Source organism: Anaerobacillus sp. ABD4_527 (genome assembly GCF_056160805.1).
Window position 1 is genome coordinate 66,292 of sequence record NZ_JBSWXZ010000001.1, and the last position, 24,327, is coordinate 90,618.

The 24,327-nt window shown below is 41.4% G+C and carries 32 protein-coding genes and 1 other annotated feature; of the genes, 22 read left to right on the top strand and 10 right to left on the bottom strand.

Going from position 1 to position 24,327, the window contains the following annotated elements; translation table 11 throughout:
• The first annotated feature begins 11 nt into the window (after nucleotides 1–11).
• From ACXAHI_RS00315 to moaD, 4 genes are read left to right on the top strand one after another with little or no spacing between them, the layout of a single operon-like run.
• Nucleotides 12–1,259 carry a molybdopterin molybdotransferase MoeA gene (locus tag ACXAHI_RS00315; RefSeq protein ID WP_474845071.1) on the top strand — a complete coding sequence of 416 codons (1,248 nt, stop codon included), beginning with the start codon at nucleotides 12–14 and terminating at the stop codon, nucleotides 1,257–1,259.
• Nucleotides 1,256–1,759 (top strand): molybdopterin-guanine dinucleotide biosynthesis protein B, encoded by a 504-nt coding sequence (mobB, locus tag ACXAHI_RS00320; RefSeq protein ID WP_474845073.1) that lies wholly within the window; start codon nucleotides 1,256–1,258, stop codon nucleotides 1,757–1,759. The genes ACXAHI_RS00315 and mobB overlap by 4 nt, the downstream gene beginning before the upstream one ends.
• Nucleotides 1,746–2,210: a molybdenum cofactor biosynthesis protein MoaE gene (locus ACXAHI_RS00325; RefSeq protein WP_474845074.1), complete on the top strand. Its 465-nt coding sequence runs from the start codon at nucleotides 1,746–1,748 to the stop codon at nucleotides 2,208–2,210. The genes mobB and ACXAHI_RS00325 overlap by 14 nt, the downstream gene beginning before the upstream one ends.
• Complete coding sequence (moaD, locus tag ACXAHI_RS00330; protein ID WP_474845076.1) at nucleotides 2,203–2,439, top strand: molybdopterin converting factor subunit 1; 237 nt, start codon at nucleotides 2,203–2,205, stop codon at nucleotides 2,437–2,439. The genes ACXAHI_RS00325 and moaD overlap by 8 nt, the downstream gene beginning before the upstream one ends.
• Before the next feature lie 33 nt (nucleotides 2,440–2,472).
• Here moaD and ACXAHI_RS00335 read toward each other — a convergent pair whose 3' ends face one another.
• Complete coding sequence (locus tag ACXAHI_RS00335) at nucleotides 2,473–3,285, bottom strand: undecaprenyl-diphosphate phosphatase (protein ID WP_474845078.1); 813 nt, start codon at nucleotides 3,283–3,285, stop codon at nucleotides 2,473–2,475.
• A 158-nt stretch (nucleotides 3,286–3,443) separates the two neighbouring features.
• Here ACXAHI_RS00335 and ACXAHI_RS00340 point away from each other — a divergent pair, with 158 nt between their 5' ends.
• A complete protein-coding gene (locus ACXAHI_RS00340; protein WP_270181618.1) occupies nucleotides 3,444–3,632 on the top strand; it encodes a YjzC family protein in 189 nt (62 codons plus the stop codon).
• Between the two features lie 29 nt (nucleotides 3,633–3,661).
• Here ACXAHI_RS00340 and ACXAHI_RS00345 read toward each other — a convergent pair whose 3' ends face one another.
• Together ACXAHI_RS00345 and ACXAHI_RS00350 are read right to left on the bottom strand one after the other, a co-directional pair.
• On the bottom strand, nucleotides 3,662–3,841 hold the full coding sequence (locus ACXAHI_RS00345; protein WP_270181619.1) for a YjzD family protein: 180 nt from the start codon (nucleotides 3,839–3,841) through the stop codon (nucleotides 3,662–3,664).
• Between the two features lie 75 nt (nucleotides 3,842–3,916).
• A complete protein-coding gene (locus tag ACXAHI_RS00350) occupies nucleotides 3,917–4,381 on the bottom strand; it encodes a TspO/MBR family protein (RefSeq protein WP_474845080.1) in 465 nt (154 codons plus the stop codon).
• A 213-nt stretch (nucleotides 4,382–4,594) separates the two neighbouring features.
• On the opposite strand from ACXAHI_RS00350, the gene ACXAHI_RS00355 reads away from it, so the two are divergent.
• The gene (locus ACXAHI_RS00355; protein ID WP_474845082.1) at nucleotides 4,595–5,320 is read left to right on the top strand and encodes a hypothetical protein; all 726 of its coding nucleotides are present in this window, start codon (nucleotides 4,595–4,597) and stop codon (nucleotides 5,318–5,320) included.
• 2 nt (nucleotides 5,321–5,322) lie between these two features.
• On the opposite strand, the gene ACXAHI_RS00360 is transcribed toward ACXAHI_RS00355, so the two are convergent.
• Nucleotides 5,323–6,510 (bottom strand): NAD(P)/FAD-dependent oxidoreductase, encoded by a 1,188-nt coding sequence (locus ACXAHI_RS00360; protein WP_474845084.1) that lies wholly within the window; start codon nucleotides 6,508–6,510, stop codon nucleotides 5,323–5,325.
• 84 nt (nucleotides 6,511–6,594) lie between these two features.
• Here ACXAHI_RS00360 and ACXAHI_RS00365 point away from each other — a divergent pair, with 84 nt between their 5' ends.
• The 4 genes from ACXAHI_RS00365 to ACXAHI_RS00380 are packed head-to-tail and all read left to right on the top strand — an operon-like array spanning nucleotide 6,595 to nucleotide 8,471.
• Complete coding sequence (locus ACXAHI_RS00365) at nucleotides 6,595–7,518, top strand: NAD-dependent epimerase/dehydratase family protein (protein ID WP_474845085.1); 924 nt, start codon at nucleotides 6,595–6,597, stop codon at nucleotides 7,516–7,518.
• 19 nt (nucleotides 7,519–7,537) lie between these two features.
• Nucleotides 7,538–8,092, top strand: a complete 555-nt coding sequence (locus tag ACXAHI_RS00370) for a DinB family protein (RefSeq protein WP_474831912.1) — start codon at nucleotides 7,538–7,540, stop codon at nucleotides 8,090–8,092.
• A gap of 57 nt (nucleotides 8,093–8,149) precedes the next feature.
• Nucleotides 8,150–8,314 carry a ComZ family protein gene (locus ACXAHI_RS00375; RefSeq protein ID WP_270182044.1) on the top strand — a complete coding sequence of 55 codons (165 nt, stop codon included), beginning with the start codon at nucleotides 8,150–8,152 and terminating at the stop codon, nucleotides 8,312–8,314.
• 13 nt (nucleotides 8,315–8,327) lie between these two features.
• A complete protein-coding gene (locus ACXAHI_RS00380; protein ID WP_474845087.1) occupies nucleotides 8,328–8,471 on the top strand; it encodes a hypothetical protein in 144 nt (47 codons plus the stop codon).
• Nucleotides 8,472–8,504: 33 nt separating this feature from the next.
• Here ACXAHI_RS00380 and ACXAHI_RS00385 read toward each other — a convergent pair whose 3' ends face one another.
• Nucleotides 8,505–8,930, bottom strand: a complete 426-nt coding sequence (locus tag ACXAHI_RS00385) for a YppG family protein (RefSeq protein WP_474845089.1) — start codon at nucleotides 8,928–8,930, stop codon at nucleotides 8,505–8,507.
• A 176-nt stretch (nucleotides 8,931–9,106) separates the two neighbouring features.
• On the opposite strand from ACXAHI_RS00385, the gene ACXAHI_RS00390 reads away from it, so the two are divergent.
• The 3 genes from ACXAHI_RS00390 to ACXAHI_RS00400 all read left to right on the top strand — a co-directional run bounded on the left by ACXAHI_RS00390 (nucleotide 9,107) and on the right by ACXAHI_RS00400 (nucleotide 12,205).
• Nucleotides 9,107–10,045, top strand: coding sequence for a beta-ketoacyl-ACP synthase III (locus tag ACXAHI_RS00390; RefSeq protein ID WP_474845091.1), 939 nt, complete (start codon nucleotides 9,107–9,109; stop codon nucleotides 10,043–10,045).
• A 37-nt stretch (nucleotides 10,046–10,082) separates the two neighbouring features.
• On the top strand, nucleotides 10,083–11,321 hold the full coding sequence (gene fabF, locus ACXAHI_RS00395) for a beta-ketoacyl-ACP synthase II (protein WP_474845093.1): 1,239 nt from the start codon (nucleotides 10,083–10,085) through the stop codon (nucleotides 11,319–11,321).
• 137 nt (nucleotides 11,322–11,458) lie between these two features.
• Complete coding sequence (locus ACXAHI_RS00400; protein WP_474845095.1) at nucleotides 11,459–12,205, top strand: DUF3603 family protein; 747 nt, start codon at nucleotides 11,459–11,461, stop codon at nucleotides 12,203–12,205.
• A gap of 470 nt (nucleotides 12,206–12,675) precedes the next feature.
• Here the strand turns inward: ACXAHI_RS00400 and trpS are convergent, their stop codons facing one another.
• Both trpS and ACXAHI_RS00410 read right to left on the bottom strand, forming a co-directional pair.
• A complete protein-coding gene (gene trpS, locus ACXAHI_RS00405; RefSeq protein ID WP_474845097.1) occupies nucleotides 12,676–13,665 on the bottom strand; it encodes a tryptophan--tRNA ligase in 990 nt (329 codons plus the stop codon).
• 64 nt (nucleotides 13,666–13,729) lie between these two features.
• Nucleotides 13,730–13,958, bottom strand: a binding site (T-box leader).
• Between the two features lie 55 nt (nucleotides 13,959–14,013).
• Nucleotides 14,014–14,385 carry a DUF3899 domain-containing protein gene (locus ACXAHI_RS00410; protein ID WP_474845098.1) on the bottom strand — a complete coding sequence of 124 codons (372 nt, stop codon included), beginning with the start codon at nucleotides 14,383–14,385 and terminating at the stop codon, nucleotides 14,014–14,016.
• 435 nt (nucleotides 14,386–14,820) lie between these two features.
• Here ACXAHI_RS00410 and ACXAHI_RS00415 point away from each other — a divergent pair, with 435 nt between their 5' ends.
• The 5 genes from ACXAHI_RS00415 (at nucleotide 14,821) to ACXAHI_RS00435 (ending at nucleotide 20,654) form a co-directional block, all read left to right on the top strand.
• Nucleotides 14,821–16,509: a peptide ABC transporter substrate-binding protein gene (locus ACXAHI_RS00415; protein ID WP_474845100.1), complete on the top strand. Its 1,689-nt coding sequence runs from the start codon at nucleotides 14,821–14,823 to the stop codon at nucleotides 16,507–16,509.
• 174 nt (nucleotides 16,510–16,683) lie between these two features.
• Complete coding sequence (opp3b, locus tag ACXAHI_RS00420) at nucleotides 16,684–17,613, top strand: oligopeptide ABC transporter permease (RefSeq protein ID WP_474845102.1); 930 nt, start codon at nucleotides 16,684–16,686, stop codon at nucleotides 17,611–17,613.
• A 5-nt stretch (nucleotides 17,614–17,618) separates the two neighbouring features.
• Nucleotides 17,619–18,641, top strand: coding sequence for an oligopeptide ABC transporter permease (opp3C, locus tag ACXAHI_RS00425; RefSeq protein ID WP_474814817.1), 1,023 nt, complete (start codon nucleotides 17,619–17,621; stop codon nucleotides 18,639–18,641).
• An 11-nt stretch (nucleotides 18,642–18,652) separates the two neighbouring features.
• Nucleotides 18,653–19,723 (top strand): ABC transporter ATP-binding protein, encoded by a 1,071-nt coding sequence (locus ACXAHI_RS00430; RefSeq protein WP_474845104.1) that lies wholly within the window; start codon nucleotides 18,653–18,655, stop codon nucleotides 19,721–19,723.
• Nucleotides 19,716–20,654 carry an ABC transporter ATP-binding protein gene (locus ACXAHI_RS00435; protein ID WP_474845106.1) on the top strand — a complete coding sequence of 313 codons (939 nt, stop codon included), beginning with the start codon at nucleotides 19,716–19,718 and terminating at the stop codon, nucleotides 20,652–20,654. Before ACXAHI_RS00430 ends, ACXAHI_RS00435 begins: the two co-directional genes overlap by 8 nt.
• Before the next feature lie 37 nt (nucleotides 20,655–20,691).
• Here ACXAHI_RS00435 and ACXAHI_RS00440 read toward each other — a convergent pair whose 3' ends face one another.
• Nucleotides 20,692–20,862, bottom strand: coding sequence for a hypothetical protein (locus ACXAHI_RS00440; protein WP_474845108.1), 171 nt, complete (start codon nucleotides 20,860–20,862; stop codon nucleotides 20,692–20,694).
• Nucleotides 20,863–20,903: 41 nt separating this feature from the next.
• On the opposite strand from ACXAHI_RS00440, the gene ACXAHI_RS00445 reads away from it, so the two are divergent.
• A complete protein-coding gene (locus ACXAHI_RS00445; protein ID WP_474845109.1) occupies nucleotides 20,904–21,296 on the top strand; it encodes a hypothetical protein in 393 nt (130 codons plus the stop codon).
• A gap of 1 nt (nucleotide 21,297) precedes the next feature.
• Here the strand turns inward: ACXAHI_RS00445 and ACXAHI_RS00450 are convergent, their stop codons facing one another.
• Entirely contained in the window at nucleotides 21,298–21,822 is a 525-nt protein-coding gene (locus tag ACXAHI_RS00450) for an HD domain-containing protein (protein ID WP_474845111.1), read from the bottom strand.
• A 192-nt stretch (nucleotides 21,823–22,014) separates the two neighbouring features.
• Between ACXAHI_RS00450 and ACXAHI_RS00455 the strand changes: the two genes are divergently transcribed.
• Nucleotides 22,015–23,220, top strand: coding sequence for a putative glycoside hydrolase (locus tag ACXAHI_RS00455; protein ID WP_474848029.1), 1,206 nt, complete (start codon nucleotides 22,015–22,017; stop codon nucleotides 23,218–23,220).
• Between the two features lie 38 nt (nucleotides 23,221–23,258).
• On the opposite strand, the gene ACXAHI_RS00460 is transcribed toward ACXAHI_RS00455, so the two are convergent.
• Nucleotides 23,259–23,435, bottom strand: a complete 177-nt coding sequence (locus ACXAHI_RS00460; RefSeq protein ID WP_474845113.1) for a hypothetical protein — start codon at nucleotides 23,433–23,435, stop codon at nucleotides 23,259–23,261.
• Nucleotides 23,436–23,590: 155 nt separating this feature from the next.
• Between ACXAHI_RS00460 and ACXAHI_RS00465 the strand changes: the two genes are divergently transcribed.
• Both ACXAHI_RS00465 and ACXAHI_RS00470 read left to right on the top strand, forming a co-directional pair.
• The gene (locus tag ACXAHI_RS00465; protein ID WP_270181638.1) at nucleotides 23,591–24,154 is read left to right on the top strand and encodes a GNAT family N-acetyltransferase; all 564 of its coding nucleotides are present in this window, start codon (nucleotides 23,591–23,593) and stop codon (nucleotides 24,152–24,154) included.
• Nucleotides 24,155–24,186: 32 nt separating this feature from the next.
• Nucleotides 24,187–24,315: a hypothetical protein gene (locus ACXAHI_RS00470; protein WP_270181639.1), complete on the top strand. Its 129-nt coding sequence runs from the start codon at nucleotides 24,187–24,189 to the stop codon at nucleotides 24,313–24,315.
• Nucleotides 24,316–24,327: the final 12 nt, after the last annotated feature.

A 24,327-nucleotide genomic window follows, 5' to 3' on the forward strand; every position in this document is an offset into this window, starting at 1 on the left:
TGGAGATCAAGATGGTTGAAAGAAGAAAACCACTACCAGTACAAGATGCCATAGAAAAAGTCATGGCGTTATCTTACGAAAGTCAACTTGAGACAGTACCGCTTTCTGAAAGTGACGCAAGGTGTCTAGGTGTTGATTTAAAAGCAGATCATGATGTGCCACCGTTCGATCGCTCTCCCTACGATGGCTTTGCCATTCGAGCTGAGGATACGACTGAAGCGAGTCAGGAAAATCCCGTTCGATTAATAGTGGTCGAAGAGATCGGTGCAGGAACAGTTGCCAAGAAAACCCTTACTCGTGGCGAAGCGATTCGAATCATGACCGGTGCACCGATACCGAACGGTGCTACAGCAGTGATCATGTTCGAACTCGTTCGTGAAGAGGGCTCGTACATTTACATAAAGCGAAACGTTAACAAAGGCGATAACATTTCTAAACAAGGTGAAGATGCATCGAAGGGAGAAGTACTTTTAGAACGGGGAACAGAGATCTCTCCTGGTGTTAAAGCACTGCTCGCAACGTTCGGTTATGGAGACGTACCGGTAGTAAAAAAGCCTGAAGTAGGGATTTATGCAACAGGTACTGAGCTTCTTGATCCGAATGAAGCATTACAGCCTGGAAAAATCAGAAACAGCAACGCCCCGATGGTTGAAGGACAGATCAAAGCTGCAGGCGGACTACCAACATATTATGGGGTGCTAGAAGATGATTTTGAGAAATGTTTCTCTTCCGTGAAAAGAGCTCTCGAAGAAGTTGATATTCTTATAACAACAGGCGGAGTATCAGTTGGGGACTATGATTATTTACCTGCTATCTATGAAAAATTAGGTGCAACCGTTCTCTTTAATAAAGTTGGTATGAGACCCGGCAGCGTGACGACGGTTGCCGAGTGGAATGGAAAGATTTTATTCGGACTATCTGGGAATCCCTCAGCTTGTTTCGTAGGATTCGAACTGTTCGTAAGACCGATTCTTAAGCGAGCACTTCTTTCAAAAACACCATACCGTCTGAGAAGCAAAGCACTGCTACAAAAGGATTTCCCAAAACCGAACCCTTTTACAAGGTTTGTTCGCAGTAATACAGAAGAAGTAGAAGGAACCGTCCATGTGACACCCACCGGTTTAGATAAATCCGGTAGCGTCACATCGCTTGCTGAAGCAAACGCGCTTACCGTTCTTCCGGGTGGGACACGAGGGTTTAAAGCAGGAGATGTAGTCGAAATCCTCCATCTTCGAGAGGGAGGATCTAGCCATCCATGAGTGCCGCGATTCTACAAGTCGTTGGGTACCAAAATAGTGGTAAAACGCTTTTTATAGAAACCTTCATTAAAGAAGCTACGAACCGAGGACTAAAGATAGGCGTCATCAAGCACCACGGTCATGGAAAGCCGGACGTATATGATCGTAAAAAGGACACCGGCCGACACCGACATGCAGGAGCAGTTGTTACAGGTGTAAGTGGCGATGGGCTTTTGTCGATCAATGCTACGAACGAAAAGGAGTGGGAGCTTGAAAAACTCATTTCCCTCTATTCTTCTTTTGATCTCGACCTCATCATGATCGAAGGATACAAACACCAGCACTTTCCACGCGTCGTGATGCTAAGAGATCGTCATGATGAAGAACTGCTCGTTGGTTCTATGATAAAAGCTATCGTCACACAGGGGTCGCAATTATCTAACATTCAAAGCTATCACGTGCAAGATATCAATCACTGCATCGATCATTTACTAGAGGAGTTACAAAATGGAGTATTATAAAATCACATCTCAAGAAATCGACGTGAATGAAGTTGTTTCAAGCGTAATAAACCCTGAGTCAGGTGCTGTGAATACGTTTATTGGAACTGTTCGTGAGTTCACTGGTCAAAAACAGACCGTCTCTTTACAATATGAAGCTTATCCATCCATGGCAGAAAAGCAGCTCCGTAGGATTGGGAGTGAGATTTCTGATAAATGGCCGGGAGTAAAAACATCGATCGTTCACCGAACAGGTAAACTTGCGATTAGCGACATAGCCGTTGTCATCGCGGTCGCTTCTCCGCATAGAGCGGAAAGTTATGAAGCGAGTCGATATGCGATCGAGCGCATTAAAGAAATCGTACCTATTTGGAAGAAAGAATACTGGGTCGATGGAGAAGAATGGATTGGTGATCAGCTCGAACAAACCTCTTATCCAACCGGTCGACCAGAGGAGGAACGTCATGATTAAGGTATTGTTTTTTGCAGATCAACGAGAAAAAGTAGGAAAAGATGAATTGGAGTTCGATGGTGAAGGGATGAACATCCACGCTGTTAAAACCTATTTAGAGGAGAAATACCCTACTTTAGAACTTGAACGTACGATGATAGCGGTCAATGAGGAATATGAAGAAGAAGATAACCGTTTAATGGAGAAGAATGATGTCATCGCATTTATTCCGCCAGTTAGCGGAGGATAATAAAAAAACACCCGAATTGGGTGTTTTTTAATTTTAGAATATAAGTACAAGTGCACCTGCGATAAAGCAGTAGATCGCAAAGTAAATCAGGTTTCCTCTTGCCATGATATTCATGAACCATTTTAAGGAGAAATAAGAAGCGATTAAAGAAAGCAAGAATGCAACGATGTACGGGATAAGAAGATCATCTAAACGTAGACGCTGATCGGCTAGAATGTCACCGATCCCAAAGACCATCGTTCCTACACTAACTGGAATGAACAACAAGAAGGAGAAACGCAATGCAGTCTCTTGCTTCATCCCAACACCCATAGCGGCAACGATCGTTGCGCCGGAGCGGCTTATTCCAGGAATGAGTGCGATCGCTTGAGCGAAACCTACGATGAGTGCATCCTTTAAGTTGAGGTCTTGATCGCCTTTTCCTCCACGAAGGTTTCTGATTAACCAGAGTGCAACACCAGTGATCAAGAGAGTGATGCCGACTGTTTTGTAATGACTTAAGTTTTCACCGATTAGGTCACCAAACAGAATTCCGAGTACAGCAGCAGGAATCGTACCGATGACTAAGTACACGATGAACATAAAGTCGTCTTTCGCGGCTTTGTTCTTTGACGTCATGTAACTTAAGCCATTCGTCGTTAACCTTATAAGGTCACGTCGGTAAATGATCAGTACTGCGATGAGAGAAGCGAAGTTCATAAGAACCTCAAAGCTTAATCCCTTTGTTTCTAAGTTGAAATATTCTTTTGCAATAACTAAGTGACCGCTTGAAGAGATTGGAATCGGTTCCGTGAAACCTTGAAGCAGTCCAAGTAATGCGTACTTTAGAAGTACCCACAATTCCATGATTTCTTTCCTCCAATAATTAAACGTCTATCTGACACATGTATCCATTAAACACCAGGCTTTCCAGTTTTGTAAAGACCTTGTTTCTACATAAAAAACTATTCGGTGTTGAATGCTGTTAAAGGGGGCGGTGTGAATAAGAGGAAGGAGGCTGTCAGATGGGTGGAGAAAATCGTCAATATACGCCAGGTCAAAAAGCTCCGAACAATGGTGTATATATTGAAATAGGTGAGACCGGAACGATGGTAAAAGACCCTAAACAGATTGAACTCAAAGCTGGTGAGGCTTTCCCTCAATGTTCGAATCAAAATCGTAAGTGGGCACGTGAGCCAAAACCACACCACTAAAAAAACAAGCGCCAGGCAGGCGCTTGTTTCTATTGTTCAGCTGAATCAGTGATGAGTCCATCACCTAAAACGATCGAAGCTGCTGAGATGATAAGCCCAAAGATAATTGCAGCCGCAAAATTGAATTGGCCGCCCTGCATGGATGCAAGTACGTAGAAGATCATGTTGCTAAGCAGGAATCCCCAAATAATTGCCCAGATATAGCGCACAGTATTTCACCCCATTTGTAAACGTATTCTACCGAACATCATACCATAAAGACAGGCTTTCTACACCTATCAATTTTAACGATTCATGACATAAATAACCCATGAAAGATAGGTTGCAAAGCTCGTCCATAAGAAATACGGGACGAGGAGCCAGCCTGCAAGCTTTTTCTGTCTACCGGCAAGAAAAATGAGAGCTAGGGACGTTAAAGCTAAAAACAATGCATCGAGAAATGATGTGAACAGCTGATGCTGTTGAAATTGAAAGAAGCTGAACGCTTGGTTCAATAAATAGTTTATCGATAAGAGAGAAAGGTATTCACTATTTGGTCTTCCAAACCCGTTCGTCTGATAAACGATGGCAACGGAAAGGGAGATAAGACCGAATAATACTGCCCATATCCCACCGATCAATGCTCCGTTCGGCGTCCATTCAGGTTTCGCAAGACTAGTGTACCAGTCTGCGTCGTAAGGAAACAGGAACCCCGAAAGGCTAAACAATCCATATGTAGCAAAAAATACTACTATTGTAGATTTCTTCATATCATCACCACCACAAACCATTTACCCTTATTTTTGTAAAAATAAGCTCTATCATGAATCGATTCGGCATGGCATACGATGTTGTAAGGGGGCATCGTTTGAAAATAGTGGTTCACTCCATAGAAAAAGACTATAAAATAGGCACATCTCCCTTTCTTCTAAGCTTATCCTGCATAGTGTATACAGAAAGATGTAAAAGGGCGAGGGGAGAGTATGTGTATTCGTAAACGAGTCTATCGATTAGACGGGGAGTGGACGATCGTTCTTGTCCCTGAAAAGCCTAACGGATTCGGCGTGTTCATTTTCGGAGACGTCTCACATTTTGTTGATGCCGATACAAGTTTTTGGCTTCAAAACTATACAAGAGCGAGTGTCGTTGAAGAACTCCTGAATGCAGGCTATACCGTTTATACGAGCAATTTATATCGGCGCCACTGGGGTTCAGATAAAGCTGTTAGATTAGCAGAGCGGATTTATAAGCTCGTTCATAAACAGGAAATTTTGAATGGGAAAATTCATATTTTAGCTGAAGGAATGGGAGTACTTGCAGCGAACGCCTTTCAACATAATAAAAGCAGCCGTATCCGTTCAGCCGCTTACTTGAATCCGTGTTTAAATGTGAAAGATCTCATTCTGCAAGAACAAAAGCACAAATTGTTTTATAAACGTTTGATAAAAGAAATCGGTCTTGCATATGGAGTCGAGCGTGAAGATGTATTAGAAACTCTAGATGGGAAAGAAATTGCGATCGCTCGTTGTCCAGTTAAGATATGGCATCATTCCATCAATAGCCCCTACTCGCTCGAACAGATCAGAAAGTATGAGCAGTTGCAAGAAACTGCTGGCTCTCCAATACAACTAACATTGTTAAGTGATAGTTATCAATCATTAGGTAAAAAAATTGTTCAGTTCTTTCAGTCGGAAGAAAGTAGTCTTTAACCTTACCGTTTTAATGAAGTGATCTCCATTGCAGGGTGGTAGTTGTACAAAATGAGGTCCTTCAAGATTTCAGCAGCCACCATATTATAAACGGTTCCGTTGCCACCGTATCCTAGCATAAAATACACGCCCTTGTATTTTGGGTGCTGTCCAATAAATGGCAATCCATCTTTACTAGATGCAAAGACAGAGCTCCATTTACAAGCGATCGAAGTCTGGATGTTAGGAAACATCGTATGAAGCTTATCTAACAACTTCGTACTAGTCGTTTCGAGCATATCTTCCTTACTAATCGAGGTATCGAGACCTCCGATCAGAATCCTTCTGTCTGCAGTGGTCCGTAAATAGTAGTAAGGGCGATTGGTCTCCCATATTAAAGAACGATTGTGCCAACCATCAAAGCTTTCAACAGGTTCAGTAGCAATTGTATAAGTGCGCTCAAGTAGAGCGCCTTTTGTTTTTGCAAACTCTTGAGTTGCATAACCTGTTGCATAGATGACGTGCTTTGCAGTGACTTGCCCATATTCCGTTTCAAAGTAAAGCTCATTGTCAGTAAATCGGTGAGAAAGAACTTCAGTGTGCTCATATACCTCTACGCCTAGATCATGCGAATGGACTGCAAGGGACCGAGCAAATTTATACGGGTCCACCTCCACTTCATTTTTCGTATAGATGCCACAAGGTGCACGAAAGGAATAGAGACTCTCAATTGCTCGTTGATCTAAAAAATCCGCAGCAAATCCATGTTTCTGTAATGCTTCGAATTCATTTGTAAGCTTTTTTGCATGTCGGTCAGAACTCGCATAGTAAAGGCTGTCGACCCGATTGAAATCTGCAGGCGACGGTAAGTAGGAGTGGTATTTATCGAGTTCATCAAGTGCTTTTAAGCAAAGTTTATAAAAATATACGGCTTTCTCTTCTCCAATGGAATCGATGAGGTCAATAAGTAACTCATCATTCGAAAATTGCAGTAAACCAGTATTAGCAGCAGTACTACCAGAACCTATTTCATTTTTCTCAAGTAAAACTGTCTTTAATTGATAGTCTGAAAGCATGCGAGCCATAAGTGTACCCGCAATTCCGCCACCGATAATCAACACATCGCATGAAATAGAAGATTTTAGCGTAGAGAAGAGTGTTTTATGTTGTTGTAATGTTGGCCAAAGTGGTTTGCCGTTGTGAAGCTGCATAGTCTATTTTCCTTCCATTTTGAGTTGGTTTTATTAGACTGCGTTCCGATCGTGTCAATTATTCAGGTTTGGAGGATGAGGTATATGAAGAAAGTGCTTATTACAGGTGCACTTGGATTCATTGGGTTTCACTTAAGTGAATTACTATTAAATGAAGGCATCGAGGTTGTGGCAGTCGATGGAAAAGTCGACGACAGTCGTAAAATTGAATACAGCGAAAAGGAGCTTTTTTTCGGTAGAAACGCAAATTATACGTTTGTGGACGAACGAATCGATGACGCTTCGCTGGATGCGTTAGTGAGTGACTGCGATGCGGTATTTCATTTGAGTGTTCCTTCTAATATTGAAGGGCAGCGATCTGCTCGAGTTCTAGAAGATGGAACGTTCACAACAAAAAAACTACTCTCTGCGTGTTCCGGAAAGCGGCTGATTTACACGTCTTCATTTGAAGTATTCGGGAGACGCTATGGGAGGATTACAGAACGCACACCTTTGAATCCATCTACCGTAATCGGGAAGTTGAAGGCAGCTGAAGAAGTCGTCCTTGATTGCTCTGATGAAACCACAATCATAAAGAAGGTACGGTTGCCTCTTGTATATGGCCCGTGGCAACGTGATCACAATGTTTTCCAACATTACTTGCAAACCGGAGCACTGACGAACTCGTTTTTGTTAGAAGGAGAAAGGTTTCATTTTGACGCCCTTTATGTAAAAGACGTATGTGAAGCCCTAGTGAAAGCAGCTGAGAGGAAGGAACGCTCTGAAACATTCAATCTGTCGAGTGGAAGAGAAGGAGAATGGCAAAAAGGAGTCGAATGGTTAATAGGAGATAAAGTGGATGTACGCAAAGGCTCAGTATTAACCTGTACTGTGTCGAATAAGGAAAGTGTCAAGAAGCTCTCGTTCACAAACCTTACCTCGATTGATAAAGGGCTAGAAGAGCAGCGCAATCACTTTAAGAAATTACAGCAACTTTATCCAGATTATTATTCACAGCAGCTTGAATGAGTAGGAAGGGGCGATCGAAATGTTGGAAAAAACGCTAGGAAATTATGATGTTCATGATTCTTCACACGGTATGAAAGCTCTCAAAGAAACGAGAGAGAAACTGCTTTATATGGTTAGTAAAATTGAAGATCAAGAGCTTCATTACCATTATTCAAAGTTCCCAACAGTGGCTGGCTACCTGCTTCACATCGCACAGATCGAACTATGGTGGGTTAAGAATGCTCTGATGGGTGAGGAAGTAACAAAGGATGAGAAGGAACGGTTTTACTTTAAAGAAGAACAGGTGATCACAGCACCAGAGGATAAGGAGCTATCCTGGTTTCTAGCAAGACTCGCAGAAGTGAGAGAGATGAGCCGTAAATTTTATAACAATTTATCGGATGTTGACTACCGTAAGCCTGGTCCTCCGGTTGAAATAAACGGTGAGGTTCATGCCTATTCTCCCGAATGGGTGATCAGCCACCTCATCGATCACGAAGCTTACCATAGAGGACAGGCTGCAATGGTACTTAAGATGGTTTCGGGGCAGCGAGAACAATGGGAGCATTTCAATACACCCTATTTGTCGTTATAATAGAAACGAGCCTAAAGAGGCCAAAGAATAATAGGGGTGAATGTATTGGAACAAAATATGAGATTTATGCAGATTGCAATGAAGTATTTTCCAGAGGCGAAGCAGTCTCTAAGCGAACAGGATATCGAGTTAGATCTAGAGAAGATGCAACCGCTGCTCGAACTATTCTTAAAGGCGATGGAAGATGCATACGAGCTAGGCAAGCAGGACGCACAGGAATAAGGGAGAGAGCGAAATGACCAAGAAATCTTATTGGATCTGGTTCATCCCGCTGATTGGACTATTATTGGGTATCTTAATAGGAAGCTTTAGTCTTATGGTCATTTCCGGTGTCCTTCTAGTCGTAACAGTGGGAAGTTTACTGTTGTATTCTAAATAACATGAAAAGACGTGATGATTCACGTCTTTTCCATTATTTAATAAATAAATTCATGAGGGAGCCCATCTGTTTAAACATCGGACTAACTTGTTTGAAGGTATTCATCACCTGATTGGCAGAATTAATCATCTTAGGCATATCATAATTTCCGTTAGGTTTCTTATACTTATTTAAAAATCCTCCAGGCCCTCCAGGATATCCAGGGTAAGGCGGTGCTCCAGGGAATCCGGGGTGTCCATGATAACCCGGTTGCCCTTGATATCCAAATTGACTATGGTAACCAGGTTGACTTGGATAGGGTGAGCCTCCGGGATACCCAGAAAAATGTTGAGGGGCAGGAGATTGCTGGGGATAGTATGGTTGGTATCCTGGAGCCATAGGTTGTTGAAACGACTGATAGGGAGCTTGCTGTTGAGGATAGTACTGATGGGGATACGGCTGTTGATACGGATTATACATCCATAGACCTCCTTCACTCATTCGATATGTTTATTTTATGTAGCAACTTATGATTGGTGTTGAAACGGTCAAGCAAGAGTATAGACAAATCGGTGAGTTTCAATTAAAATTAGTACCAGCTACTAAAGATTGGTGGTAATCCAGGTTAGAAAATTTCCTATAAAGGAGCAATTAATATGAATGCAGGTTTAATGGGTATTGGCCATTATGTACCAGAACGTATTTTAACGAACCATGATCTAGAAAAAATGGTGGACACATCAGATGAATGGATTCGCACAAGAACAGGAATTGAAGAGCGAAGAATTGCTGATGATAATACGAGTACATCCGATATGGCTTATGAAGCATCTATTAAAGCTCTAGAAGATGCAAATATAAAAGCTGAAGATCTCGATCTTATTCTAGTCGCTACTGTAACACCAGATTTTCCATTCCCTTCTGTAGGCTGCCTTCTGCAAGATAAGCTAGGAGCAACGAAAGCTGCAGCGATGGATGTGAGTGCTGCGTGTGCAGGATTTATGTATGGTATGATTACAGCGTCACAATTTATTAATAATGACACATATAAGAATATTCTAGTTGTAGGTGTAGAAAAGCTCTCAAAAATTACGAACTGGGAAGACCGTAATACGGCTGTCCTATTCGGTGATGGAGCAGGAGCTGCCGTGATCGGTCCTGTTTCTGAAGGAAGAGGAATTTTATCCTTCGAACTAGGTTCAGATGGTTCAGGCTCAAAGTACTTATACCAAGAACCACAAGGATTTATGGAGATGAACGGAAGAGAAGTATTTAAGTTTGCTGTAAGGCAAATGGGACAATCTGCAGTTAACGTCATCGACAAAGCAGGTCTCACAAAAGCAGACGTCGATTACCTCATTCCTCACCAGGCAAACATCAGAATCATGGAAGCTGCTCGTCAGAAGCTCGAATTACCAGAGGAAAACATGGCCACAACGGTGAAGAAATACGGAAACACGTCTTCTTCAACAATTCCGATCGCACTTTCTGAAGCGATTCAAGAAGGTCGTGTAAAGGATGACGATGTAGTCGTTCTCGTTGGATTCGGCGGTGGATTGACCTGGGGTGCTGTAGCACTTAAATTAGGTAAGTAAGTGAACTTGTAGTTTTGGAAAAGGAGAGTTGTTTGAAATGAATAGAAGAGTAGTAATTACTGGTTTAGGAACGATTTCACCTTTAGGGAATTCTGTTTCTGAAACGTGGACTAACGTGTTAAACGGTGTGTCTGGTGTGAACCCTCTACAGCGTTTGGACGTAAATGAATTTCCTGCGAAAGTTTCAGCAGAAGCACTTGAATTCGATCCAGAACAGTTCATGGACAGAAAAGAAGCAAGAAAGATGGACCGTTTTACACAGTTTGCTGTAGCTGCTTCTCAAATGGCAGTTGAAGATGCAAACTTTAAGATCACTGACGATAATGCTGAACGCGTTGGCGTTTGGATCGGTTCAGGAATAGGTGGAATGGAGACGTACGAGTCTCAGTTCCGTACGTTCATGAGTAAAGGGGCACGCCGCGTTAGCCCATTCTTTGTTCCGATGATGATTCCTGATATGGCATCAGGACAAGTATCGATTATGCTTGGCGCTAAAGGCATCAACTCATGTACTGTGACGGCTTGTGCATCTGGAACGAACTCCATCGGAGATGCGTTTAAAGTCATTCAGCGTGGTGATGCAGACGTTATGATCACAGGTGGATCTGAAGCACCAATCACGAACATGAGCGTTGCAGGATTCAGTTCGATGAAGGCTTTATCAACGAACCCAGATCCTAGCTCAGCAAGCAGACCTTTCGATGCGGACCGTAACGGTTTTGTTATCGGAGAAGGTGCCGGAATTCTCGTAATCGAAAGCCTAGAATCTGCTGAAGCTCGTGGTGCAAAAATCTACGGTGAAATCGTTGGATACGGTTCTACTGGAGATGCTTATCACGTGACACAGCCTGCACCAGAAGGTGAAGGCGGTGCTAGATCTATGAAGCAAGCGATTGAAGATGCCGGCTTAAAGCCAGAAGACATCGATTACATCAACGCACACGGTACAAGCACAGAATACAACGATAAGTATGAAACGGCAGCGATCAAATCGGTGTTTGGAGATCATGCTTACAAGCTAGCAGTAAGTTCGACGAAGTCTATGACGGGTCACTTATTGGGAGCTGCTGGTGCAGTAGAAAGTATTTTCTGTGCGAAGGCAATTGAAGAAGGCGTCCTGCCTCCAACAATCAATTACGAAACACCAGACCCAGACTGTGATCTCGATTATGTGCCGAATAAAGCGCGCAAATCAGATGTACAAGCGATCTTAAATAACTCGCTTGGATTTGGTGGACACAATGCAACATTGATCTTCAAGAAATTTGTAAAATAAACAAGATACCTCCGGGAAACCGGGGGTATTTCTTTGTCATAAAACTCTTTTCTTAAGAATATGCTCATCATGGAATATTTTGACTTGCTCCTGACTATACTGATTTTACAAACAGTAGCGAAGTGAGGGGTAACCGAATGTTATATTTGCGAGATGTGTGGGTGAATTGGTTTGAAGGTGAAGAAAACGGATATAACGTTTGTGATTTTCACGAATGGAGAAAAGACGACTTTATTGAGTTATTAGATCAAGTCCCAGTCATTAAAGTAGAATCACTTTTATATCACTACATCGAGAACGACCTAGCAGAGCTTCCTGAAAGTCTACTTAGTGACGTATTTCAGAAGAGCTACATTCGTAAAAATAACGAGCGATCTCCATTAGAATATTGTTTTCTTGCAACTGACGGTAGAGGCGTAATCATCATTGACACGCTTGGATATAAAATCCCGATCCGAAAAAGCAGAGTCATTCCAAGGCAAGAAAAAGCCGTCTACGAAATGGTAGCGGACTTAGAAGCAACGATCTATCCGTTTGCTGCAGAAAACCCAGTGAAAGAGCATCACATTCTATCACCAGGTCCTGATGTCATGAGAGGATTGACCAGGAAAGAACGACAGCTGAAGCAGCTGTTATTTATGGCACTCGATCAGCTCTACACAACTGGAAATTCAGCAGAAATCAGATACTGGTTAACAGAATGCCAGCCAAAGAAATACATGTCGATTCAACATATGGAAATGGACGAGGCCTGGGAAGGGCTTTATCGTGAAGTAAAAGCAGGCTGGTCGCCTAAGCATGAACAGATCTGCGAACGCATCATCAAAGGCCAACCCTACTTTGAAAAGATATGGGAGCTTGAGAAGGGTACACATGTGAATTAATCGAAAGGCTGCCACGGTGGCAGCCTTTTTTGTGTTTCGTTGTTATGCTGAGGTGGTTGCGTAGATGTGAGTCTTCTGTTAGACAATAAAATGAGATTTTGGATAATAAACTAGCTGTTTTGGACAATAAATTGAGAATTTAGCTAATAAAAGTGAATTTTGGATAATAAAATAGCCCTCTCCGGGTTTTGGAGAGGGCTGTTTCAGTTGCTAGATGATGGATATCCGCGAAAAGGTTCCAAATATCCGCGGAAATTGAAATATATCCGCGATACTGTACTACTTATCCGCGAAAATGAAATTATATCCGCGAAAAGCGATTTTTAGCGGTTAACGCCGTTTCTAAACGCTCACTTTCGCCTTTAGTGTCTAGCAGCGGTGGCCAGGCTCTCGAGTCGCTTCAGAAGTATAGTTGAACACAAAGAGCGTGTTCATCTATAATCCTTCCAGCGCGTTTCGGACCTAACCGCCTACTTCCGCTTTCTTTCTAATCCCATCGCTCTTTCCGCTTTTGCTAGCATTTTATTCGCTTTGCGGTTAGCTTTTTCAGCACCAAGGTCGAGGATGTTATCGAGTTCTTCTGAACTGATCAAGTCGTTATAGCGTTCTTGGATTGGGCGTAGTGTTTCAGCGACGACTTCACCAAGTTCTGCTTTGAAATCTCCGTATCCTTTACCTTCATACATCGTTTCGATTTCTTCGATCGATTTTCCTGAGCATAGGGAGTAGATGGTGAGCAGGTTCGAAATGGCTGGTTTATTTTCTTTATCGAATCGAACGACACCATCAGAGTCAGTCACAGCACGCTTGATTTTCTTAATGATCGTATTCGGTTCATCCAACATGGAGATGAATGCATTTTTATTTTCGTCCGATTTACTCATTTTTCTCGTTGGATCTTGAAGAGACATGATCCGTGCGCCAACTTTTGGAATGCGTGGTTCTGGCATTGCAAAGATATCGTTATACTTGCGGTTAAATCGTTCAGCGAGATTTCGTGTGAGCTCGATATGCTGCTTTTGATCGTCGCCAACCGGTACGATCTCTGTTCCATAAAGTAAAATGTCAGCAGCCATAAGTGGAGGATACGTGAGTAGACCAGCACTAACTGCATCTTTTCCAGACGATTTGTCTTTAAATTGCGTCATTCTTTCTAGTTCTCCTATATAAGAGACGCATTGTAACATCCAGCCTAACTGCGCGTGTGCTGGCACTTCAGATTGAATGAATAAGGTGGATTTTTCTGGATCGATTCCAGATGCTAGGTAGAGAGCTGCCAAGCTCTTCGTGTTTGTTTTTAAAGCTTTCTTTTCCTGTGGTACTGTAATCGCATGCTGGTTAACGACACAAAAGTAACATTCGTTGTCTTCTTGTAACTCTGTGAAATGCTTCATTGCTCCAAGGTAATTCCCAATTGTTAATGTTCCACTCGGTTGTATACCTGAAAAAATTACGCTCATTGTTTTCCCTCCAAAGAAAGTTCTATATCGATAGAATACAAAAAAGGCCCATTCATCCCTTATTGCTAGGGACGAATGGACCGTGGTGCCACCCTGCTTATCCATATAAATGGATCACTTGTTGGTTTAATCATTAAACCTAGTGATAACGTGAATGCTCACGCCTTTACCTACTGAACCATTCAGTAAAGGTGCTCAAAAGTCCATTCCAAACAGTGTGATGCCTGTTTACACCAACCACAGGCTCTCTATAAATCACAGCTGAATGTACTACTCTTTGTCATAGCTATTTTCCGTATCCTATTCGTACAGTAAGTATATCTTAACGATACCTACTCATGCAACAATTCAACTACTTGTGATAATAACAGCGAAAATGATGGTGATGATCATCCAAAAGCCGCCTGCAATTAGTACTGGGTAAGTGATGGGATTATCATATTCTAGCTTATAAGAAATCTCTGAATTATCCTCTTCAATCATTTGATGTTTCGTTGTCGTTCTTAAAAACCTCTTGAAGGAATAAACGATGCCATCAAAAAATCCAGTTTGTATGACATGTAGTGCAGCACCGATCAATAGCATTGCGAGAGATATCATAAATAAAATATCAGATGCACCCTGGAAAGAAAACCCATCATCGGATAGGATAGAAGTGATGACTGCAGCGAGTAAAGCAATTACGATTAATACTACAGAACGTTTTAATAGTGATTTCATTGGAACCCCCGTCTTTGTTTGTCATTCATAAGTATAAAAAATGTAAACGATAAGAACAATAACTTATAGTTAATTACACAAAAGTAATTTGTTAGAAAATTATGTTTCATGCATAGTTTATTCACTTTAAAGCACTACATACTTTTAGATACATGGCACTAGTTAGATTTTCATGCAGAAGCATGCAAAAGTACAAATATATACCCAAAACCCCCAATTACATACTAGGTCTTTTGGACTATCTTTTGTTATGCAAACGTAATGCTGACGCGGTTTTTGTAAATTCTCGTTAAAATTACATATGCAAAATAGTTAGAAAACTTGTATAATACGAGTTGTGGGAAGGAACGAGTCAAATATTTAGATAATTTGATGAATTTCGTTTCACAAGAAAATGGCTTTTATAGCTACATAATTTAAGGGAGGTCACACAGCATGAAGAAATCAAGATGGACTCTTGTCCTATCTCTTGTGCTAGTTTTGAGCATGTTCCTATCCGCTTGCGGCGGTGGCGGCTCAAACGAAGGTAATGGAAATGCTGGAGGAGACGACAGCGGATCTGAATCAGCTAAACAAGAGCTGAATCTAACTGATAGTGCAGAAATTCCTTCAATGGACACTACTCAGGCAACAGATACAACTTCATTCAAAGCAATGAACCAAGTTTTTGAAGGCCTATACCGCCTAGACAAAAACAATGAACCAACACTTGGTGTTGCGGCTGATGAGCCAGAAGTAGAAGAAAAAGACGGTGAAACTGTTTATACTTTTACACTTCGCGAAGATGCAAAATGGTCTGACGGTTCTCAAGTAACTGCAGAAGACTTCATCTACGCTTGGCACAAAGCTCTACACCCAGACACTCTTTCTCCTTACGCTTCCATGTTTGGAACTGCAGGAATCAAGAACGGTAACGCTATCGTTACTGAAGGCGATCCTATGTATGGTAAGGTTGAAGAACTAGGTGCTAAAGCTGTTGACGAAAAAACTCTTGAAATCACAGTTGAAAGCAAGACTCCTTACTTCAAGTCTCTTTTAACTTTCGCAACATTCTATCCACAACCTAAAGGTTTTGCTGAAGAGCAAGGCGACAAGTACGCTCTTGAAGCAGACACTATGCTTTACAACGGACCATTCGTATTCTCTGAGTGGAACCACGGTGAAGGCTGGAACTACAAGAAGAACACTGAATACTGGGATGCAGATGTTGTAAGTCTTGAAAACATCTCTGTAAAAGTAGTACAAGACGTTGCTACTGCAGTTAACCTTTATGAAACTGGTAAGATTGACCGCGCTGGTCTTAGCTCTGACTTCGTAGATCAGTTCCAAGATAGAGAAGATTTCTCTACTATCCTTGAGCCAACTATGTTCTTCCTTCGTATGAACCAGGAGAACGAAGCTCTTGCTAACAAAAACGTACGTAAAGCACTATTCCTAGCGTATGACCGTGAAGGACTTGTAAACGTTCTTCTTAACAACGGTTCAATCGCTGCTAAATACTTCGTACCTTCAGACTTTGTAAGCGGACCAAATGGCGACGACTTCCGTGATCACGCTCCGGATGGTTTCCACGCTGACATGGGTGAAGAAGAAGCGAAAGAAGCTTGGAAAACTGGACTTGAAGAGCTTGGTATGGATTCTGTAGAACTTGAATTCTTAACAACTGACTCTGAGCTTGCTTCTAAGATTGCAGAATATGCAAAAGAGCAGTATGAGTCTAAGCTTGACGGACTTACTCTTACAATCAACAAGCAGCCATGGAAGCAATTCCTTGAGCTTGAAGATAGCGGAGACTTTGATATCTCAACTGGTGGTTGGGGTCCTGACTATCCAGATCCAATGACATTCCTTTACATGTTTGAAACTGACGGTGCTTACAACCGTATGGCTTACTCAAGCGAGAAGTATGATGAGCTAGTTTCAAACGCTAAAACTGAAACTGACGCTGCTAAGCGTTGGGAAATGATGCAAGAAGCTGAAACTGTACTAATGGAAGAGGACGTTGCGATCGTTCCTACTTACCAACGTGGTCTTGCAATCCTTCAAAAGGATTACGTTAAGAACTACTATGTACACCCATTCGGTGCTGACGCATCTTACAAGTGGATTAAGATTGAAAAATAATTAAAGCTTTTCAGGAGAGTATATGTCATCCTGACATATACTCTCTTTTTACCTGTATTAAAAAAAATGTCGAATGATAGCTAAATTATCAGAAAGATAAAAATAATATCTGGTTATTCACTGTTTTTCGACTTATAATTAAAAAGCAGGTATTTCTCGAGGAGGTTGGTTGTAGTGGGACGTTATATCGGTGGAAGGGTAGTTTCAATGGTAATTACCTTTCTAATTATTGCTTCACTAACGTTTTTCCTAATGAAGCTTCTCCCTGGTACACCTTTTAATAACCAGGAAAAGCTAAGTGATGCACAAATCGTACAGCTTAATGAAAAATATGGACTTAATGACCCTGTAGCAGTTCAGTACTTTACTTACATGACAAACTTATTCAAAGGTGATCTTGGTGTCTCCTTCCAGCAGGACGGCCGTCAAGTATCTACTATCATTGGTGAACGTATTGGGCCTTCAGCATACTTAGGATTCCAGTCGTTAGTTGTTGGTACAATTATTGGATTATTCCTAGGCATAATCGCAGCACTAAGACATAATTCATTCTTAGATTATGGAACAATGGTTATAGCAGTACTCGGTATCTCAATACCAAGCTTTGTTATCGCTGGCCTTATGCAGTATTGGTTAGGTGTTAAATGGCAGCTTCTACCAGTAGCATACTGGGATGGCTTCGCATATACCATCATGCCAACAATTGCGATTGCTTCAATTGTTGTTGCGACGATCGCTCGTTTCATGAGAACAGAGATGCTAGAGGTTCTTGGGCAAGATTATATCGTAACAGCGAAAGCAAAGGGCTTGAGCAGTACAGCGGTTGTTATTAGACATACAATCCGTAATGCTTCAATACCTATCATTACAATTATGGGACCACTGGTTGTAGGTCTAATGACAGGTACTCTCGTTATTGAGAAGATTTTTGTTATTCCTGGTCTCGGTGAGAAATTTGTTAACTCAATTTTGACAAATGATTTCCCAATTATCATGGGAACGACATTGTTCTTTAGTTTGTTATTTATCCTTGTTATCTTGTTGGTTGACATCTTATATGGAATTGTTGACCCTCGAATTCGTTTAGCGGGAGGGAAAGAGTAATGAGTATGAAACAAGAAAAACTACACGACCTTACAGATGACATGTTTCAGCCCGCTAATATCGATGATTCTGAGAATGAATTGATTGCCGGTGAGAGTACTGGCTTTTGGAAAGATGCTTGGAGACGTTTGAAGAAAAACCCAGGTGCAATCATTGGGTTGGTAATTATCTTTGTAATCACTTTCTTGGCTATCTTTGGGCCCTATATGAACGAACATGACTATCGTACGCAGGAGCTAACTAGAGCAAAGTTGCCTGCTAAAGTACCCGTGTTAGAAAATGTAGGGTTCCTTGGATTAAATGGAGTCGATATTCGTGGCGTTGATCAATATGAAGCGAAAGGCTATGAGAATGAATATTTCTGGTTCGGTACGGATGAATTCGGTCGTGACCAGTGGACTCGTGTTTGGCAAGGTACACGTATTTCACTATTCATTGCTGCAGCGGCAGCATTCATTGACTTTGTAATTGGGGTTGCTTACGGAGGTATCTCAGCTTATTACGGTGGACGAGTAGATAACGTTCTACAGCGTATCATCGAGGTGCTTGTAGGAATTCCAAACTTGATTTTGATCATCTTAGCGATTCTAATATTTGAGCCTGGCATATTCTCGATCATCGTTGCCCTATCGATAACAGGGTGGGTCGGAATGTCGCGTATCGTTCGTGGACAGGTTCTAAAGTTAAAAACACAAGAATTCGTACTAGCTTCACGTACTCTTGGAGCGACAAGTGGTCGTGTTATCGGTAAGCACTTGATTCCAAACGTACTTGGTCAGATTATCATCACGACGATGTTTACGATCCCTGGAGCAATATTCTTTGAAGCATTCTTAAGCTTTATCGGTCTAGGTATCAGACCACCAGAAGCTTCACTAGGTTCAATCATTAACAACGGTTTCTCAAGCCTACAGATTTATCCTCACTTAGTGTTATGGCCATCGATCATCATTTCATTGATCATGATTGCCTTTAACCTTGTAGGTGATGGGCTTCGAGATGCATTCGATCCAAAGCTACGTAAATAGGGGGGATTATGATGGAAAGAATTCTAGACGTAAACGATCTGCATGTCTCCTTTGATACGTTTGCTGGAGAAGTCAAAGCAGTTCGAGGAGTAAACTTCCATTTAAATAAAGGTGAAACATTAGCAATTGTAGGAGAATCAGGCTCTGGTAAGTCCGTAACATCAAAAGCCGTAATGCGATTGATTCCTGATCCTCCTGGACGAATTAAGCAAGGTGAAATTAAATTCGGTGACCGTGACCTTTCTAAGCTTTCTGAGAGGGAAATGCAAAAGATCCGCGGTTCTGAAATTTCGATGATCTTCCAGGATCCAATGACATCTCTTAACCCTACGATGACAGTAGGTAAGCAGATCATGGAAGGTTTGATCAAGCACCAAAACATGAACAAATCTGAAGCAAAGGAACGTGCAATTGAGTTACTGAAGCTAGTAGGTATACCAGATGCCGAGGGTCGAGTAACACAGTACCCTCACCAATTCTCTGGTGGTATGCGTCAGCGTGTTGTTATCGCGATCGCACTTGCTTGTAACCCAAGAGTTCTTATTGCCGATGAGCCTACTACGGCACTTGATGTAACGATTCAAGCTCAAATTCTTGAGCTTTTGAAAGATCTGCAAGAAAAGATGGGAACTTCTATCATCTTTATCACTCACGATCTAGGCGTTGTAGCAAACATCGCTGATCGCGTAGCAGTTATGTATGCTGGTAAAATCGTTGAAACAGGTACAGTAGATGAAATCTTCTACAACCCTCAACATCCGTATACATGGGGCCTTCTTGGTTCCATGCCAAGTCTAGAAGCTACTGAAGAGGAATTGATCGCAATTCCTGGGTCTCCTCCAGACTTACTAGATCCACCGAAAGGAGATGCATTTGCTCCTCGTAACCCATACGCGATGAAGATCGATACTGAGATGGAGCCACCTCTTTTCAAAGTATCTGATACTCATTACGCAGCAACGTGGTTGTTGCATGAGAAAGCACCAAAAGTAGAACCGCCAGCAGCGATTAAGAAACGCCTACGCGGCATGGCTCCAGACGAGCCGATCATTGCCACGAAAGATGGTGAAAGAAATGTCTAATCAAGAAAAACTACTCGAAATTAAAAACCTAAAACAGCATTTCAAAGTCGGTAAGAGTACAGTGAAAGCTGTTGATGGATTAACATTTGATATTAAAAAAGGTGAAACGTTCGGCCTTGTTGGAGAGTCTGGTTGTGGTAAATCAACAACAGGACGTACGATCATCCGTCTATATGATGCAACTGACGGCGAAGTTATCTTTAAGGGAGAAGACGTACACGGCAAAAAGTCTGCCAAAGATCTGAAGAAATTCAATCGTAAAATGCAGATGATCTTCCAAGATCCTTACGCGTCACTTAACCCAAGAATGACAGTTGCTGATATCATTGCAGAAGGAATCGATATTCATAACCTAGCAGAATCAAAGCAAGCTAGAATGGATAAAGTACATGAGCTACTTGAAACAGTAGGTCTTAACAAAGAGCACGCTAACCGTTACCCTCACGAATTTAGTGGTGGACAAAGACAGCGTATCGGTATCGCTCGCGCACTAGCAGTAGATCCTGAATTTATCATTGCCGATGAGCCGATTTCAGCTCTTGACGTTTCGATTCAAGCACAGGTTGTTAACTTGATGAAAAAGCTTCAGCGTGAAAAAGGCTTAACATACCTTTTCATCGCGCACGATCTTTCCATGGTTAAATACATTAGTGATCGGATCGGTGTAATGTATCGTGGACAAATCGTTGAGTTGGCAGAGAGTGAAGAGCTTTATCGTAATCCTCTTCATTCTTATACGCAATCGCTTCTTTCTGCGATTCCACTACCGGATCCAGAGTATGAGCGTTCAAGACAGCGTATGGTGTACGACCCAGAGAAGAATTTGCCTGAGAACGGTGAAGAAAGAATTCTTCGTGAAGTATCAGAAGGCCACTGGGTTGCTTGTACGGAAGAAGAGTACAACAAACTAAAGAAAACCGTAACGGTATAATTAGAAAAAGGCTGCATTTCACTTGAAATGCAGCCTTTTATTTTTTGTTTTTAATCTTGTGTTTTACAATGTAGACGAGATAAATCGCAATTGTTACGAAAAGGATTGCTTGAATAAAAAGGGATAAGTTCAAAGAAGTAGAATAGTCTATTAAAATCGCTGTTATGAGTACTAGTGTAGAAATTAGCAGCATGAGTCTTATTGCCATTGTTTAAAACTCCTTATGTAAAAGATAAAAGGGGGAACAACATGATTTTTTATTCGTATAATCCCGAGTTCGATAATGAATCATTACAATCATTAAGAAGCCATAATCAAGAAGCGAGTTCAGGTGAACCATCTAATGATTCAATGATTTATATCCTTGAAGCAAACGATGCCCCTGTTGGTTATATTTGGATTGAAATGAAGGATGATCAAGCTGAACTGTTTGAATTTTACTTCGCTGGTAATCAAGAAAAGAAGTGGGCACTATACGATTTCGTTGTTCGCACATCAAAAAAACAAGGGAAGACAAGTTTAATTATGAAGCTACCTAGTGGCGAAAGACAAGGAGAATTTATGAAGAAGTGGGGAGGGAAGGTGATGGAAAGGAAGAAAGAAGAGAGCATTGTGAAGATTCCTTTCCAAGTTCATACATGAGTTAAACACTTTGCTGAAGGCGAGAATCCTGAGTGATCAAATCATCTAATTCTGCTAAACGTTCTGCAGCTTCTGCCTCTGAGATTACTTTATAATGGTGATTTCCGTTTGGTTCTTCATCAGCTTCATCAGCCATCGCGACCACTTCTTGAAGAGAAGTACGTTGTACAGTTCCCTTAAAGTAGGAGTCCGTGTGAAACAAGATTGCAACTGCAATTTCTTTTGCTGCCTCTGGATCTTCTCCTAAGCGAATGAGCATCTTGTGTGCACGTTCTGCGCCTTTAATCGCATGGATGTCATTTTGTTTATAAAGCTCAAAGTCCCATTCTCCATTTCGATACCAAGTATAATGTCCGATATCGTGTAGAAGTGCAGCTTTTGTAGCTAAATCTGCATTAACTCCCTTCTGGCATGCAAGGTCGTAAGCCTTTTGAGCGACTGTAACCGCATGAGCAAGTCCAGCTCTTTTCAAGTACTTTCTAGCAAATGGTAATTGAAAAATATTTGTAAGTGTAACGTTTCTCATGGTTAACTGCCTCCTCGCTATCCTAAATGTTTTCTAAAAATCATACCATGTACTCAAAATGAACGCAACTGATAACGTTCACTAAAAAGACAAAAAAAGACTTCGTGAAATTTACTGGAAGTTCTTTCAAAGTGTTAATAAACGTCTTATAATAGAGGAGGCATAACAATAAAGGAGAGAGAAGCTGTGCGTATTTTCAAAGTTGGGTTGAGAAACCTAGTGGCAACTGTTTTGATTTTTTCTGTTATTGGACAACCAGCTCTCGCAGAAGAATCAGCTCTAGAAGCTAAAAATCATGATGGAATCAAAGTTGAAGGGAAAGAGTTGAAGCTTCCAGATACGCTTCCTCGATTCGTGTATGATTCAGGATTAAGTTTTGAATATCCTGATGCTGTAAGAGGTATTTACCTTACAGGACATTCAGCCGGTGGAGCAAAATTCGATAAGCTGATCGATTTTGTAAATTCGACCGAATTGAATTCGATGGTAATCGATATTAAAGATGATTTTGGTAATCTTACATATGAACCAAAGGAAGATTCTCCGCTAGCTAAGTTGGATATCGGCAAACCTTTCATGAAAGAACCGCGTAAGGTACTTGAAGAGCTAGAGAAGAATGAAATCTATCCGATTGCTAGAGTAGTAGTTTTTAAAGATAGTGTACTAGCAGAAGCACGTCCAGAGCTCTCCTATAAAGATGGAAACACTATTTGGAAGAATGGAAGAGGAGAAGCATTCGTAAATCCATTCAGTAAAGAGGTATGGGATTACAATGTAGAGATCGCGATCGAAGCTGCGAAAATGGGCTTTAAGGAAATTCAGTTTGATTATGTTCGATTCCCAGAAGGGTTCGAAAAGCGTGACACTTCTCTTACGTACACAATGGGCGATTACAAAGATCTCGAAATGGAAAACGTTCAGAAACGAGTTGCTGCAGTTACAGACTTCGTAGCATACGCAAACTCTAAGCTAGAGCCTTATGGAGTGGATGTTTCTGTAGATATCTTTGGCTATTCTGCAACGATTCCAGAAGCGCCTGGCATTGGGCAAAACTTCTCGAAGATCTCTGAGAACGTTGACGTAATCTCATCCATGATTTATCCGAGTCATTGGGGGCCTTACTTCGGTATTTCTAAACCGGACCTAGAGCCATTCAAGCTCATCGATGAGTATGCTCAAGTGGAGAATAAAGTGCTAGCTGCATTAGACACACCACCTACGAGCAGACCATGGATTCAAGACTTCACTGCCAGTTACCTTGGAAGCGGAAATTACTTAAATTATGGTAAAGCTGAAGTAGAAGCACAAATAAAAGCACTTAAAAAGAACAATATAAACGAATTCTTGCTTTGGAATGCAGGAAACACGTATACGAATAACGTTGATTACACACCATAAAAACAAGACCGCCTCACAGTTGGCGGTCTTGTTTCATTTTAATGATTATCTCGTTCGATTCCGCGCCAGGTGCTCTTACTTTTATTCAGGTGCTGACTGAATGAGTTACTCTGTTTAGAAAAGTTTGTACCGAATGCATGCATGATGACTGCGAGGAAGGCGGTTAATCCAATAATGGACAAAGCGAACAATGTGAACTCTACCAAAAGAGGCATTTCAATCCCTCCAAGTCCCGTTTCTATCAGTTTAGCGAATGTTTAGTTTTTTGAAAAGAGGGAATATTATTGTTTGCAAGCCCTGTCAAGTCTCAGCCACAATTGTATAAATATGTTATACTAATAGTGATCAATTTACTAAAAGGAGTAGATCAATGAACTGGTATGAGAAATTGAAGCAATATTTTCCTATTCAAGAAATGAAATCAAAGGAACATATGGACCTGTTGCTTGAAGAGAAAAGCGACACTTACATCAAGGATGAGGGGCCAAATCATGTACTAATGTATGCCAACTTGCCAGATTTCATCTTTGTGGATTATATCTTTGTTTCCGGTGATGCCAGAGGTCAGGGACTTGGGAAAAAGCTGATCAATGGATTAAAAGAAAAGAATAAGCCGATTATTCTAGAAGTTGAACCTGTAGATTACGAAGATACTGATACAGAAAAAAGACAGCGTTTTTATAAACGTGAAGGGTTTAAACACGCTAAATCGATCGGTTACCGGAGACGTTCACTCGCAACAAACGAAATTAATGAAATGGAAATACTGTACTGGTCACCTGAAGAAGCAGGTGAGAAAGAAATATTTGAAGCGATGAAGCATACCTACCAAGAAATTCATACTTATAAGGACAAGCAATTATACGGCGAATCGTACATGCCAGTAGATGAAGTACTTAGTTTGAAGGTTGACAAAGAGCTTGTAGAGGACTGAGAAGACTGTTTTTCAACGAGGAGGAAGCTTCTATGAAAAACCGGGATAAGAAAAAGAAAAAGAAGCGTGAGATGCTGAAGGATATGTTGAAAAAACGTGTGAATAAATGGAATCCACGTCCTGCAAAGTCACCTGCCTCAAATACAAAAACGTCTGCATAAGAAAAAGGAAAG

Bases quoted from the DNA above. Each gene is read 5' to 3' on its own strand.
- ACXAHI_RS00325 (WP_474845074.1), top strand. From the start codon at position 1,746: ATGGAGTATTATAAAATCACATCTCAAGAAATCGACGTGAATGAAGTT.
- ACXAHI_RS00430 (WP_474845104.1), top strand. From the start codon at position 18,653: ATGGAAAGAATTCTAGACGTAAACGATCTGCATGTCTCCTTTGATACG.
- ACXAHI_RS00440 (WP_474845108.1), bottom strand. From the start codon at position 20,862: ATGGCAATAAGACTCATGCTGCTAATTTCTACACTAGTACTCATAACA.
- ACXAHI_RS00390 (WP_474845091.1), top strand. From the start codon at position 9,107: ATGAATGCAGGTTTAATGGGTATTGGCCATTATGTACCAGAACGTATT.
- ACXAHI_RS00415 (WP_474845100.1), top strand. From the start codon at position 14,821: ATGAAGAAATCAAGATGGACTCTTGTCCTATCTCTTGTGCTAGTTTTG.
- ACXAHI_RS00365 (WP_474845085.1), top strand. From the start codon at position 6,595: ATGAAGAAAGTGCTTATTACAGGTGCACTTGGATTCATTGGGTTTCAC.
- ACXAHI_RS00470 (WP_270181639.1), top strand. From the start codon at position 24,187: ATGAAAAACCGGGATAAGAAAAAGAAAAAGAAGCGTGAGATGCTGAAG.
- ACXAHI_RS00380 (WP_474845087.1), top strand. From the start codon at position 8,328: ATGACCAAGAAATCTTATTGGATCTGGTTCATCCCGCTGATTGGACTA.
- ACXAHI_RS00435 (WP_474845106.1), top strand. From the start codon at position 19,716: ATGTCTAATCAAGAAAAACTACTCGAAATTAAAAACCTAAAACAGCAT.
- opp3C (WP_474814817.1), top strand. From the start codon at position 17,619: ATGAAACAAGAAAAACTACACGACCTTACAGATGACATGTTTCAGCCC.
- ACXAHI_RS00450 (WP_474845111.1), bottom strand. From the start codon at position 21,822: ATGAGAAACGTTACACTTACAAATATTTTTCAATTACCATTTGCTAGA.
- ACXAHI_RS00335 (WP_474845078.1), bottom strand. From the start codon at position 3,285: ATGGAATTGTGGGTACTTCTAAAGTACGCATTACTTGGACTGCTTCAA.
- ACXAHI_RS00315 (WP_474845071.1), top strand. From the start codon at position 12: ATGGTTGAAAGAAGAAAACCACTACCAGTACAAGATGCCATAGAAAAA.
- trpS (WP_474845097.1), bottom strand. From the start codon at position 13,665: ATGAGCGTAATTTTTTCAGGTATACAACCGAGTGGAACATTAACAATT.
- ACXAHI_RS00400 (WP_474845095.1), top strand. From the start codon at position 11,459: ATGTTATATTTGCGAGATGTGTGGGTGAATTGGTTTGAAGGTGAAGAA.
- mobB (WP_474845073.1), top strand. From the start codon at position 1,256: ATGAGTGCCGCGATTCTACAAGTCGTTGGGTACCAAAATAGTGGTAAA.
- ACXAHI_RS00355 (WP_474845082.1), top strand. From the start codon at position 4,595: ATGTGTATTCGTAAACGAGTCTATCGATTAGACGGGGAGTGGACGATC.
- ACXAHI_RS00385 (WP_474845089.1), bottom strand. From the start codon at position 8,930: ATGTATAATCCGTATCAACAGCCGTATCCCCATCAGTACTATCCTCAA.
- ACXAHI_RS00375 (WP_270182044.1), top strand. From the start codon at position 8,150: ATGAGATTTATGCAGATTGCAATGAAGTATTTTCCAGAGGCGAAGCAG.
- moaD (WP_474845076.1), top strand. From the start codon at position 2,203: ATGATTAAGGTATTGTTTTTTGCAGATCAACGAGAAAAAGTAGGAAAA.
- ACXAHI_RS00370 (WP_474831912.1), top strand. From the start codon at position 7,538: ATGTTGGAAAAAACGCTAGGAAATTATGATGTTCATGATTCTTCACAC.
- ACXAHI_RS00350 (WP_474845080.1), bottom strand. From the start codon at position 4,381: ATGAAGAAATCTACAATAGTAGTATTTTTTGCTACATATGGATTGTTT.
- ACXAHI_RS00460 (WP_474845113.1), bottom strand. From the start codon at position 23,435: ATGCCTCTTTTGGTAGAGTTCACATTGTTCGCTTTGTCCATTATTGGA.
- ACXAHI_RS00360 (WP_474845084.1), bottom strand. From the start codon at position 6,510: ATGCAGCTTCACAACGGCAAACCACTTTGGCCAACATTACAACAACAT.
- ACXAHI_RS00445 (WP_474845109.1), top strand. From the start codon at position 20,904: ATGATTTTTTATTCGTATAATCCCGAGTTCGATAATGAATCATTACAA.
- fabF (WP_474845093.1), top strand. From the start codon at position 10,083: ATGAATAGAAGAGTAGTAATTACTGGTTTAGGAACGATTTCACCTTTA.
- ACXAHI_RS00340 (WP_270181618.1), top strand. From the start codon at position 3,444: ATGGGTGGAGAAAATCGTCAATATACGCCAGGTCAAAAAGCTCCGAAC.
- ACXAHI_RS00410 (WP_474845098.1), bottom strand. From the start codon at position 14,385: ATGAAATCACTATTAAAACGTTCTGTAGTATTAATCGTAATTGCTTTA.
- ACXAHI_RS00465 (WP_270181638.1), top strand. From the start codon at position 23,591: ATGAACTGGTATGAGAAATTGAAGCAATATTTTCCTATTCAAGAAATG.